Source organism: Corynebacterium hylobatis (assembly GCF_003955685.1).
Taxonomy (GTDB): Bacteria; Actinomycetota; Actinomycetes; order Mycobacteriales; family Mycobacteriaceae; genus Corynebacterium; species Corynebacterium hylobatis.
The window spans coordinates 178130-190402 of sequence record NZ_RXHJ01000002.1; the positions used below are offsets into that span (position 1 = coordinate 178130).

Annotated in this window: 12 protein-coding genes; 8 read left to right on the forward strand and 4 right to left on the reverse strand. The window is 67.2% G+C overall.

Annotation, left to right across the window (positions count from 1 at the left end; all coding sequences use genetic code 11):
- The first annotated feature begins 3 nt into the window (after positions 1–3).
- A complete protein-coding gene (locus EAH68_RS02105; protein WP_241228241.1) occupies positions 4–384 on the forward strand; it encodes a MerR family transcriptional regulator in 381 nt (126 codons plus the stop codon).
- A 158-nt stretch (positions 385–542) separates the two neighbouring features.
- On the opposite strand, the gene ychF is transcribed toward EAH68_RS02105, so the two are convergent.
- Entirely contained in the window at positions 543–1628 is a 1086-nt protein-coding gene (gene ychF / locus EAH68_RS02110) for a redox-regulated ATPase YchF (protein ID WP_126119664.1), read from the reverse strand.
- 62 nt (positions 1629–1690) lie between these two features.
- On the opposite strand from ychF, the gene EAH68_RS02115 reads away from it, so the two are divergent.
- The gene (locus EAH68_RS02115; protein ID WP_126119665.1) at positions 1691–3187 is read left to right on the forward strand and encodes an AI-2E family transporter; all 1497 of its coding nucleotides are present in this window, start codon (positions 1691–1693) and stop codon (positions 3185–3187) included.
- 63 nt (positions 3188–3250) lie between these two features.
- A complete protein-coding gene (locus tag EAH68_RS02120) occupies positions 3251–4015 on the forward strand; it encodes a DUF6542 domain-containing protein (RefSeq protein WP_126119666.1) in 765 nt (254 codons plus the stop codon).
- 86 nt (positions 4016–4101) lie between these two features.
- On the opposite strand, the gene EAH68_RS02125 is transcribed toward EAH68_RS02120, so the two are convergent.
- The gene (locus EAH68_RS02125) at positions 4102–5055 is read right to left on the reverse strand and encodes a 4-hydroxy-3-methylbut-2-enyl diphosphate reductase (protein WP_126119667.1); all 954 of its coding nucleotides are present in this window, start codon (positions 5053–5055) and stop codon (positions 4102–4104) included.
- Between the two features lie 82 nt (positions 5056–5137).
- On the opposite strand from EAH68_RS02125, the gene xseA reads away from it, so the two are divergent.
- Complete coding sequence (gene xseA, locus EAH68_RS02130; RefSeq protein ID WP_126119668.1) at positions 5138–6379, forward strand: exodeoxyribonuclease VII large subunit; 1242 nt, start codon at positions 5138–5140, stop codon at positions 6377–6379.
- A gap of 40 nt (positions 6380–6419) precedes the next feature.
- Entirely contained in the window at positions 6420–6683 is a 264-nt protein-coding gene (locus EAH68_RS02135; protein WP_126119669.1) for an exodeoxyribonuclease VII small subunit, read from the forward strand.
- Positions 6684–6686: 3 nt separating this feature from the next.
- Here EAH68_RS02135 and EAH68_RS02140 read toward each other — a convergent pair whose 3' ends face one another.
- Positions 6687–7259 (reverse strand): DUF4245 domain-containing protein, encoded by a 573-nt coding sequence (locus EAH68_RS02140; RefSeq protein WP_126119670.1) that lies wholly within the window; start codon positions 7257–7259, stop codon positions 6687–6689.
- Between the two features lie 190 nt (positions 7260–7449).
- Between EAH68_RS02140 and glpX the strand changes: the two genes are divergently transcribed.
- The 3 genes from glpX (at position 7450) to EAH68_RS02155 (ending at position 11232) form a co-directional block, all read left to right on the forward strand.
- The gene (gene glpX, locus EAH68_RS02145) at positions 7450–8463 is read left to right on the forward strand and encodes a class II fructose-bisphosphatase (protein ID WP_126119671.1); all 1014 of its coding nucleotides are present in this window, start codon (positions 7450–7452) and stop codon (positions 8461–8463) included.
- Between the two features lie 129 nt (positions 8464–8592).
- On the forward strand, positions 8593–9651 hold the full coding sequence (locus tag EAH68_RS02150) for an AbrB family transcriptional regulator (RefSeq protein WP_241228242.1): 1059 nt from the start codon (positions 8593–8595) through the stop codon (positions 9649–9651).
- A 180-nt stretch (positions 9652–9831) separates the two neighbouring features.
- Positions 9832–11232 (forward strand): class II fumarate hydratase, encoded by a 1401-nt coding sequence (locus tag EAH68_RS02155; RefSeq protein WP_126119672.1) that lies wholly within the window; start codon positions 9832–9834, stop codon positions 11230–11232.
- Positions 11233–11286: 54 nt separating this feature from the next.
- Here the strand turns inward: EAH68_RS02155 and EAH68_RS02160 are convergent, their stop codons facing one another.
- Positions 11287–12255, reverse strand: coding sequence for a hypothetical protein (locus EAH68_RS02160; RefSeq protein ID WP_241228243.1), 969 nt, complete (start codon positions 12253–12255; stop codon positions 11287–11289).
- Between the last annotated feature and the right edge of the window lie 18 nt (positions 12256–12273).

Here is a 12273-nt window from a genome sequence, read left to right on the forward strand (position 1 = left end):
GACATGGATGTGAAGGAGAGTCGGATGCGGATCGGCGAGCTGGCCAAGCGGACAGGGGTGCCCACGCGCATGTTGCGGTACTACGAGGAGCAGGGACTCATCACGCCGCTGCGGCTCGATAACGGTTACCGCGAGTACGACGAGTATCTCGTGGCGCGTGTGCAGAAGATCCGCGGGCTGCTCGACGCGGGGATCCCCACCCGCATCATCAGCCACATGCTGCCGTGCCTGAACGACACAAGCGGCACGATCGTCGCAGATCCCGATCCCGAACTGCGCGCGATGCTCGTCGAACAGCGCGACAAGATGGTCGAGCGCATCGCCTTCCTCGAGCAGAACCGGGACGCACTTACGCGTTACATAGACGCGATGGATCGCGCCTGACATCCCACACACGGAAACGCCGGGGAATACCTGCCCTCCCCGGCGCTTCTATTGGCTGAGCAACCCTTTTCACGCCTAGGGCAGCTGCCACAGATTTATCCCAGGAGCGCCACTGCTACAGGATTCTGAGACACTCCAGATACCCTCTGAACTGGGATTTAAACGTTGAACTTGAAGTCCACCACGTCGCCGTCGACCATGATGTACTCCTTGCCCTCCTGGCGGACCTTGCCCTGTGCCTTGGCCTCGGCCATGGAACCGGCGGCGTCGAGATCCTCGAAGGAGACGATCTCGGCCTTGATGAAGCCGCGCTCGAAGTCGGTGTGGATGACGCCGGCAGCCTGCGGGGCGGTCGCGCCCTGCGGGATGGTCCAGGCGCGGGATTCCTTCGGCCCGGCGGTGAGGTAGGTCTGCAGGCCGAGGGTGGCGAAGCCGGCCTTGGCCAGGGAGTGCAGGCCCGGCTCGGTCTGGCCGACGGACTCGAGGAGCTCGGCGGCCTCGTCCTCATCGAGCTCGAGGAGCTCAGTCTCGGTCTGGGCGTCGAGGAAGACACAGTCGGCGGGGGCAACCAGGGCGGCGAGCTCGGCCTTGCGGTCCTCGTCGGTGAGCACCTCCTCGTCGGAGTTGAAGACGTAGAGGAAGGGCTTGGCGGTCATGAGATGGAGATCGCGGATCAGGGCGAGGTCGATCTCGCCGTTCTTCGCGGCGGCGAAGAGGGTGCGGTCGTCCTCGAGGATGGCCTGGGCATGCTTGGTGGCCGCGACGGCGTCGCCAAGCGACTTGTCCTTGCGGGCGTCCTTCTCCAGGCGCGGCAGGGCTTTCTCGATGGTCTGCAGGTCCGCGAGGATGAGTTCGGTGTTGATCACGGCGATGTCATCAGCGGGGTCGACGACGCCGTCGACGTGGATGACGTTCTCGTCGGAGAAGGCCCGCACGACCTGGCAGATGGCCTCCGCCTCGCGGATGTTGGCCAGGAAGGCGTTGCCCATGCCCTCGCCCTCGGAGGCGCCCTTGACGATGCCGGCGATGTCCACGAAGGACACGGTGGCCGGCAGGATCCGCTCGGAGCCGAAGATCTCGGCGAGTCGGTTCAGGCGGGCGTCGGGAAGCTCGACGAGGCCGATGTTGGGCTCGATGGTGGCGAACGGGTAGTTCGCGGCGAGCACGTCGTTACGGGTCAGGGCATTGAACAGGGTGGACTTGCCCACGTTGGGCAGTCCGACGATTCCAAGAGTAAGGCTCACGGCGGTTGATCCTAGCAGCCTGCGGTTTCTCCACTGTCCCGAGTGCGGGCTTCTCAGGCAAGATGGAGGCTGTGACCGACCAGCCGACCCCCCGAACCGACCCTCTCGACGCAGTCCTGGATGACCCGACCCCGCCGCCCGGTGTGTCCGGTTCCACCCGCCTCAGCGACCTGGACCCGGCGACCCGGGAGGAGATCGGACGCTACGCCGACCAGATCGACCGCTCGGTGGTCGCCGGGGAATGGCTGAAGTCCTTCGCCATGTTCGCGCTGCGGATGATCATCATCGCGGCCTTCGCCTATGGAGCGTGGCTGCTGATCAAGCTGGTCGGCCGCGGGGTGCTGCCGGTGGTCTTCGCCATCATCGTGTGCACGGTCCTGGCCCCACCCACCACATGGCTGCGCCGGCGGGGTCTCCCCTCGGCGTTGGCGGCGTTGATCTCGATGCTCGGCTTCTTCGGGATCTTCGGCACGCTCCTGTGGTTCATTGCCCCGGATATCGGCCGGCAGTCGCAGATCCTCTACCTGCAGTCACTGGAGGGCGTGCAGCGGCTGCAGCTGTGGGCGCAGGGCCCACCGTTGAACCTCGACGGAGAGGACCTCTCCCAGCTGATCAATGACGCGGCCTCCTGGATCCAGGATCAGGCGGGCACCATCGCCGGCGGCATACTCACCGGCGTGGGTACCGCCACGACGGTCATTGTCACGCTCTTCGTCGTCCTGGTCCTCACCTTCTTCTTCCTCAAGGACGGCCACCGCTTCCTGCCCTGGGCACGGGCCGTCGCAGGACGCCGCGCCGGCTGGCACCTCACAGAGTCGCTCACCCGCGGCTGGACCACCCTGGGAGGTTTCATCCGCGCCCAGGCGATCGTCTCCTTCGTCGACGCCTTCTTCATCGGCGTCGGACTCGTCCTGGTGGGTGTGCCCATGGCCCTGGCTCTGGCCGTGATCACCTTCATCGCCGGTTTCATCCCCTTCGTCGGGGCCATCGTCGCGGGCACCCTCTCCGTGCTGGTCGCACTGGTCTCCCTCGGTTTCACCGAGGCGCTGATCGTGCTGGGCATCGTCCTGGCCGTCCAGCAGCTGGAGGGCAACGTCCTGTCCCCGTGGCTGCAGTCGAAGGCCATGGATCTGCACCCTGTCATTGTGCTGGTGTCCGTCACCATCGGTGGCGGCCTCTTCGGCCTCGTCGGTTCCTTCCTGGCTGTGCCCTTCGTCGCGATGATCGCCGTCGCCTTCCGCTACCTGCAGGACATGACGGCGCTGCGGGCCGGTGAGAAACTTGCCGCGGACATCACCTGGGTCACACCGGAGGGGGCACTCAACGGACAGCTCTCGGAGGAGGAGGGTCGCCTGCTGCGCCAGCAGTGGCGCGAGTCCCTCGTCTACGTCGACGAACCCCGCCGTCCGGATACCCCGTACGATAAAGCCCGCCCCGACAGGGAGGATGAGCAGTCGGACTCCCCTGCCAGCCGCCCGCCCGGTCCCCGGGGGCGGACCCTGCCCCGGCCGCGGCTGCCCCGCGTCGACAAGCTCATCGGACGTCTCGGCAGGCGCTGAGGAACTGGCCGAACCCAGATGTCTTCACCTGTACGGCAGGACTCCGGGCTAGACTGATCCTCCGTGTCCACACCCACCCACCGAAGCAGAAGCCGTCAGGCGACCCGGCCGGCCGGGCTCCCGACCTGGTCCGGCATCGCCATCGTCCTGGCTGCCCTGGTCACCGGGCTGCTGTTGAGCATCAACGCCCAGGCCGTCGGCACCCCGTTCCTCATCTGCTTCGGTGTCGCCGCCATCGTGGTTGCCCTATTCACAGAGGCACGCGGGCTCTTCCTCGTGGTCGCCTCCCTGCCGCTGGTTTTCGCCGTCATGACGGTGGGTTCCTCCTGGGCGGTCAGCCGCTCCCTGGCGGCCGAGGGTAGTGCTGCCTTCTCCACCACCACGATCCTCACGGCCCTGTTCCCCCTGGCGCAGTTCTTCCCCGTCATGTTCGGTGTCACCGCCGCGGCCGGTGTCATCGCCGTCGGGCGGATCTGGTTGCTCCGCCGCTCCGGGCGGGCCCGGGACGCCGCCGCGATCGAACACCGCCGCCGCACCGCGGAGGCTGACCGCGTCAACCGCGACACCGCCTCCCGGGCGCGACGACGCACCAACCAGGTCACCGTCGATGAGCTGCTGGCCCGTAACCGCGCACAGGCCACTGCCCGCGAGCGGGAGGGGACGGCGACACCGCGGCGCACCGAGCCGCCCCGCCCCATACCGCGTTCAGAAGGTGGCCGTCCGCCCCGCGAGCGGCGCGAGATGCCGCCGCAGCGTGATCCGCGGGAGGCCCGGGCGGCACAGCCACCGCGACGCCGTCGCCGCCTGGATGACGATCTCTACAGCTGAGCAGGCGGGCACAGCATGAGGAAGGCCGGTGGGGCCGGGGAATCACTTCCCCGGCCCCACCGGCCTTCTGGTGCTGTGTGGTTCCGCTAGGTCCGCGCCGGGCGCAGGACACGCGGCAAGGAGAAGACAATCTTCTCGGAGGCGGTGGTGATCTCCTCGACGTCCCCGAAGCCCCGCTCCGCCAGGTACTCGAGCACCCCCTGGACGAGGATCTCGGGTACGGAGGCACCGGAGGACAGTCCGATGGTCTCCACTCCCTCCAGCCAGGCGTCATCGATCTGGTGGGCGTAGTCGACGAGGTATCCGGCCTTGGCTCCGGCGTCGAGGGCGACCTCGACCATGCGCTTGGAGTTGGAGGAGTTCTGCGAACCAACGATGATCATCAGATCAGCCTTCGGCGCGATCGCCTTGACGGCCACCTGGCGGTTCTGGGTGGCGTAGCAGATGTCATCGCTCGGCGGATCCTGCAGGCCGGGGTAACGCTGCTTGAGGGCGTCCACGATCTGGAGGGTCTCATCCACCGAGAGCGTGGTCTGGGAGAGCCAGACCAGCGGCTGGTCGGCCGGGAAGTCCGGCGCATTCTCCACACCCTCGAGCCCGTCGATGAGGTGGGTGTGGTCGGGGGCCTCACCCATGGTTCCCTCAACCTCCTCGTGGCCCTCGTGGCCAACGAAGAGGATCTGGTAACCGTCCCGGACGAAGCGCTTGACCTCATTGTGGACCTTGGTCACCAGCGGGCAGGTGGCGTCGAGGGTGTTCAGGCTGAGACGCTCTGCCTCGGCGTGGACGGCCGGGGAGACACCGTGAGCGGAGAAGACCAGGTGTGCGCCCTCGGGCACCTCATCGGTCTCCTCCACGAAGACGGCACCCCGTTCGGCGAGGGTGTCCACCACATAACGGTTGTGGACAATTTCCTTACGCACATAGACAGGGGCACCGTACTTCTCCAGGGCCTTCTCCACGGTTTCCACTGCCCGGTCAACACCGGCACAGTAACCGCGGGGAGCCGCGAGGAGAACCTTCTTCACTGCATCGCTCATGCCCCCACCCTAACCAACCTGGGCTGTTAAGCCTAGACTTGGGACGCGTCACTGATTCCACACCGCTTGTCAGGAGCATCACATGGCCGGTCCGAAGTCCACCCCCGAGGCACCGTGGCCGGTCCGGCGTCTCAACGCGGAGGTCAAGGGCTGGATCCAGCGCCTGGGCTCCGCGTGGGTGGAAGGGCAGCTCACCCAGGTGAATGTGAAACCGACGTGGAAACTGTCCTACCTCACCCTGCGGGACACCGAATCGGAGACCTCGGTCCAGCTGACCGCACCGACGAACCTGGTGCAGTCGATGACCTCCCCGCTTCGCGACGGCGACCGGGTCGTGGTCAACGGCCGCCCCGCCTTCTACGAGGGACGCGGCAGCTTCTCCCTGTGGGTCACCGAGATCCGCCACGTGGGCATCGGCGAGCTCCTCGCCCGCATTGAACGCCTGCGTGCGCAGCTGGCCCAGGAGGGCCTGTTCGACCCGACGCGCAAGAAGCGGCTTCCCTATCTTCCGGTGAGGGTCGGGCTGATCACGGGCCGGGGTTCCGCCGCGGAACGCGACGTCCTCTCCGTGGCCCGCGACCGTTGGCCCGAGGTGGACATCCGCGTGATCAACACCGCCGTGCAGGGCGCGAACGCGGTACCGGAGATCATCAACGCGCTGCAGGTGCTCGACAGCGACCCCGTGGTCGACGTCATCATCATCGCCCGCGGTGGTGGCAGCGTTGAGGATCTGCTGCCTTTCTCGGAGGAGGCGCTGCAGCGGGCGGTGGCCGCCGCGCGGACACCGGTGGTCTCCGCCATCGGCCATGAGCCGGACAACCCGGTGCTCGACAACGTGGCCGATCTGCGTGCCGCCACCCCCACCGATGCCGCGAAGCGGGTCGTGCCGGATGTTGCGGAGGAACGGGCGTTTTTGGCCGAGGCCCGTTCCCGTATGGCCGCCGCCCTGCGCGGGTGGGTGCAGCGCGAACGCCACGGGTTGGCGGGGATGCGCTCGCGCCCGGTGCTGGCGGACCCGATGACACCGATCCGGCGGCGTCGGGAAGAAATTGACCGGGGGGTGGCCCTCATCCGCCGCGATGTGCAGTACCTCCTGCAGACGGAGACCGCGCAGGTGCGGGCCCTGCGGGCCCAGGTCTCCGCCCTGGGTCCGGCAGCCACCCTGGCCCGCGGTTACTCCGTGGTGCAGGTGGTCCCCCGGGACGGCACCCCACCGGAGGTGGTCATGAGCATCCGGCAGGCCCCGCCCGGCAGCCAGCTGCGCATCCGTGTGGCCGACGGCTCCATCACGGCCGCGGGCATGTCCGCGAACCCGGCAGACTAGAACATCCCCCGACATCCAGAACCCAGAGGAGACACAGACAGTGAACGACAACGTGGTGGGCAGCGGCCAGGCCGGACAGAACGCATTCCCGGATGTGTCCACGCTCAGCTACGAGCAGGCCCGTGACGAGCTCATCGAGACCGTCAAGATCCTTGAGCTCGGACAGATGGGGCTTGATGAATCGCTCCGTTACTGGGAGCGCGGCGAGGCACTGGCCCGCCGTTGCGAGGAGCACCTCGATGGTGCCGCCCGCCGGGTCGAGGAGGCGCTGGGCAACGCCCGCCCCACCCCGACCGAGGACTGACGCCTAGGAGGTCGGCAGCGGTTGAGCGCTCACCGTGTCCCCGATGATGGTGAGGAACTCCTCATCCGAGGCCGCACCGCTGAACAGCAGGCGGGTCTCCCCCATGTCCACGGCCCACAGATCACGGACATCCCGTTCCTCGGACTGGTAGACCTGCACGTCCTGGCCGGCCACCGTCACGGTGCGGTCCAGGTCGCGGGGATCCGGGTCAATCTCCCGGACCGCTTCGTCCAGGGGCACCGGGGTCTGGGTCAGCTGGATGAAACCACCCTCCGCGGTCACCCACCCGACGATCGCGGCCTGATTCTCCGCGACCATGCCGCGCCGGGCGGAGTTGGTGACCCACCCCTCCGGGTTCTCCGGCATACGCAACGGATAGGAGGAGGCACGGGCCTCCATCCCCATGAAGGTATGGGCGTCAACCTCACGGACGGGGCCGTTCTCGGGGGTACCCGGTTCGTAGCTGCACAGGCCGGTCGCACCGACGCTGACCAACATGAGCACGACGATGATGGCCAGGGACAGGAGCATATCCCGGCCGTCCTGGAAGATCCTGGGCTTTTCCGCTGCAGACACGGCCCCAAGTATGTCAGACCGGCCCCCGTTCAGGAATTACGCCCTCCCGATCCGACACACCCCCCTCTTTCGGGTGGTCAATCCCTCACCGACACCCGGAAGAGGTGGAACAATATCCCGGAGGCGGGAGGATCACCCTCCCCCGCCACCAGTCACAAGTACTTATCCCGCCCGCAGGAGGCCGTTGAACATGAATGCACCCCACCCGGAAGCACCCGATCGTAACCTTGCGATGGAGCTGGTCCGTGTCACCGAGGCGGCCGCACTTGCATCGGGGCGCTGGGTCGGCCGCGGCATGAAGGAGGAGGGTGACGGCGCAGCCGTGGACGCCATGCGTCACCTCATCAACTCCGTGAACATGAACGGCGTCGTCGTCATCGGCGAGGGCGAGAAGGACGAGGCCCCGATGCTCTACAACGGCGAGCGCGTGGGCAACGGTCAGGGCGCCGAGGTTGACATCGCGGTCGACCCCGTCGACGGAACCACGCTGATGGCTGAGGGGCGCCCCAACGCCATCTCCATCATCGCCGCCGCCGAGCGGGGCTCGATGTATGACCCGTCGGCCGTGTTCTACATGGACAAGATCGCCGTGGGCCCGGAGGCCGCCGGCACCATCGACATCGAGGCACCGGTCGCCCACAACATCAACGCTGTGGCCAAGGCCAAGGGCATCAAGCCCGCCGACGTCACCATCGTCGTCCTGGACCGCCCCCGCCACCTCGACCTGATCACCGACATCCGCCGCGCGGGCGCGAAGGTACGCCTGATCTCCGACGGTGACGTCGCCGGCGCCATCGCAGCCGCCCAGGACTCGAACTCCATCGACATGGCCATGGGCATCGGTGGCACCCCGGAGGGCATCATCACCGCCTGCGCCCTCAAGTGCATGGGCGGTGAGATCCAGGGCAAGCTGTGGCCTATCGACGACGCCGAGGCCGGCCGCGCCCGAGAAGCCGGACTCGACCTCGAGTCCGTGCTCGGCATCAACGACCTGGTCTCCTCCGACAACTGCTACTTCGCCGCAACCGGCGTGACCAACGGTGACATGCTCCGCGGCGTGTCCTACCGTGCCAACGGCGCGACGACCCGCTCGCTGGTCATGCGCTCGAAGTCCGGCACCGTCCGTTACGTGGAGTCCCGTCACCAGCTGGCCAAGCTGCAGGAGTACTCCGTCATCGACTACTCCAAGGATCCGTCCGCCTAAACAGGTACAGGAACACTCTCCGGCGCGACACGGGACCATACCGGTCCGGTGTCGCGTTTGTCTTTCGCACTGTCTCCGGGACGGGACCCAGGACGGCACACCATCTCACCAACGGAAGGAAGAACGATCGTGGGACTTGGAGAGAAACCCCTGTACAGGTGGCTGATCGTCGCTCCTGTCTCACTGCTCCTCGGTTGGTTGTTCACCCTCTGGGGTGTGCCCGCCTCCTGGATCCTCGCCGGGATCCTGGCGGCCGGTTCCTCGGCCATCATCAACGGCCGGCAACTGCCGGTGAACAAGATCCTCTACACGTTCGGGGCGGGCATCGTCGGCATCATGGCCGCTGTCCCCCTGCTGAACGAATCACCGGCCACCCTGAGCCGCTTCCTGCTGCCCGGGGTGGTGGTGGCAGCCTTCACCATCAGCGTGGGCATCGGCGGTGGTCTGCTGCTGTCCCGTATACAGCCGAGTATCAGCCGGGAGACCGGCATCCTGTCCATGCTGGCCGGTGGTGCCGCGTTCATGCCCGCCATCGCCAAGGAGATGGGCGGTGACCTGCGGTTCGTGGCGCTCACCCAGTATCTGCGCCTGCTGGCGGTGGCGGTCTCATTGCCGATCGTGACTGGGCTGCTGCCCCACGACGTCGCCGAGCCCGGCGGTCAGGCCCCCTCCGGGGACCAGCCCTGGTGGATCGTGGTGCTCATCGCCCTGATGGCACTGTTCGGAGGGCTCCTGGCCACCCGGCTCCGCCTGCCGGTTCCCTCCGTGCTGGGGCCCCTGCTCCTGACCATCGGCCTGGTCGCACTGCTGCCCTCTGAGGTGGACATGACCCCGCCGGAGCCCTTCCGAATCCTCGCCTTCCTGGCGATCGGCTGGCTGTGCGGCGGTACGCTCTCCCTGGGCTCCCTCAAGCTCTTCGCCCGTCAACTGCCCGTCACGGTCACCTTCATCATCGTCCTCATCGTCGGTTGCGCCCTGGTGGCCTTCCCCGTCGCGGCCTGGGTCGACATCGCCTATTACGAGGCCTACCTGGCCACCAGCCCCGGCGCGATCGACACCGTGCTGGCGATCTCGAGCGAGGGACAGACGAGCCCCGCTGTGGTGGCCATCCAGCTCATCCGCCTGATCCTCATCCTCCTCGTGGCCTCCGCCCTGCCCCGCCTGCTACGTCCGTTCCAGCGGGATTGACGGGATTTCCCGCCACTGAGACGAAAATCCCGCCATTCCTCCACCGCTGCCGCCGGTCCTGCCCCATACTTAGGAAGGCCTGAGTCCACCTGACCAGCGGTACCGATGAGATTCGGATGTGGGATGGGTAAGATCAGGTCGACCCAATTTTTTGAAGCGCAGCCAGAAATGAGTGATTTCATGACCGAGCAGGAATTCCGCATCGAACACGACACCATGGGTGAGGTCAAGGTCCCGGTGAACGCACTGTGGCGGGCCCAGACCCAGCGTGCCGTGGAGAACTTCCCGATCTCCGGCCGTGGCCTCGAGGCTGCCCAGATCCGCGCGATGGGTCTGCTCAAGGCAGCCTGCGCCCAGGCCAACAAGGACCTCGGCCTGCTGGACGGCGCCAAGGCTGACGCCATCATCGCCGCGGCGAAGAAGATCGCGGATGGCGAGCACGACGCCGAGTTCCCGATCGATGTCTTCCAGACCGGTTCCGGCACCTCCTCCAACATGAACACCAACGAGGTCATCGCCTCCCTGGCGAAGGCCGCGGGCACCGAGGTCCATCCCAACGACGACGTCAACATGGGTCAGTCCTCCAACGACACCTTCCCCACCGCCACCCATGTGGCCGCCACCGAGGCCGCCGTCAACGACCTGATCCCGGGACTGAAGGTGCTCCACGAATCCCTGGCGAAGAAGGCCGCGGAGTGGAAGGACATCGTCAAGTCCGGCCGCACCCACCTCATGGACGCCGTCCCGGTCACCCTGGGCCAGGAGTTCGGCGGCTACGCCCGCCAGATCGAGCTGGGTATCGAGCGCATCGAGTCCACCGTGGAGCGTCTGGGCGAGCTGCCGATCGGCGGCACCGCCGTGGGCACCGGCCTGAACACCCCGGCCGAGTTCGGCGCGAAGGTCACCGAGGTACTCAAGGAGCTCACCGGTGTCCAGGAGCTCTCCGAGGCGAAGAACCACTTTGAGGCGCAGGCCAACCGCGATGCGCTGGTGGAATTCTCCGGTGCCATGCGCACCGTGGCTGTCTCCCTCTACAAGATCGCCAACGACATCCGTCTCATGGGTTCCGGCCCGCTGACCGGCTTCGCCGAGATCCACCTGCCGGACCTGCAGCCGGGTTCCTCCATCATGCCGGGCAAGGTCAACCCGGTCCTGTGCGAGACCGCCACCCAGGTCTCCGCCCAGGTCATCGGCAATGATGCCGCCGTCGCCTTCTCCGGCACCCAGGGCCAGTTCGAGCTCAACGTGTTCATCCCGGTCATGGCACGCAACGTCCTCGAGTCCTCCCGCCTGCTGGCCAACACCGCCCGCGTCTTCGCGGAGAACCTCGTCGACGGCATCGAGCCGAACGTCGAGCGCATGCGTACCCTGGCCGAGTCCTCCCCGTCCATCGTCACCCCGCTGAACTCGGCGATCGGTTACGAGAACGCCGCCAAGGTGGCCAAGGCCGCTCTGGCCGAGGGCAAGACCATCCGTCAGACCGTCATCGACATGGGCTTCGTCGACGGCGAGAAGCTCACCGAGGAGGAGCTGGACAAGCGCCTCGACGTGCTGGCCATGGCCAACACCGACCGCGACTAATCGCTCCGCTTCTCGACGCCCCGTTCTCACCCCGAGAGCGGGGCGTCCGCTTTTTCAGCCCCGGGCGATGAGTTCCATGAGGTAGGGCGTGGGGGTGATCTTCAGCTGTCCGGCCTCGGCATCGAAGGAGGACAGGGTGGCAATCTCTCCCTCGTGCCACATGTGCAGCAGCGGGGAGACGGAGTGGGAGCTCTCGGCGGCGATCTGTGCGGCGACGGGGGCGAGCCGGCCGAGGCCCTCGAGCAGGTCCTCGCCGGTGGTGATCCCACGGGCCAGGAGGATGTGTCGGGTGGGGATGGCGAAGAGGATGCCGCGGGACTGGTCGAGATCGGGTGCCCAGGCGCGCAGCACCTCCTCCAGGAGGACGGGGGCGGAGGCGACGTAGTAGCTGCCGGATTCGAAGGAGCGGAAGTGGGCGCCGGGGCGGATCTCCGAGCCGGGGTGGGAGCGGGTGTCCGGAATGGTCCCCAGGAGTTCCTCCCGCAGGTTGTTGCGGGCGGCACGCACGAGGGTGTCCAGGTCGTCGACATCGCGGAGACGTTCCAGCGGCATGGTCTGGATGGACCGTTCCGTGTCGAGGACGAGGGTGACCACCGTGTCATCGGTGAAGCTGTGGAGGGTGGCGGAGGAGATGATGTCGGCCTCGTCCGCCGCAAGTCCGCCGGTGGGGACGATGCGCAGACGCAGGCCGGCGTAGAGTCCGGCGGTGCCGAGGTCCTCGGCATGCTCGCCGTCGAGGACGGCGCTGACGAAAGCACGCGCCAGGGTGCGCGGTGCCTTGGGGTGCTGGGAGCCGGCGACGTCGCCGATGAGGTTCTCCATGTTGACGGTGACACGCCCCCGGTGCGGGTGGTCGATGATGGCGTGGCGGCCGTCGAAACGCACCGTCGCCCCCTTCTCGGCGAGGCTGCGGCGCAGTTCGGTGCGGAGTTCACCGGCGCGGCCACGGGTGAGTCCGGGAAAGATGTGGTCGGGGCGGTTCCGGTCGCGGAACGCGCGGAGGCGGCGGAGGATCATCGTCATAGACCTTACCCCCATCGC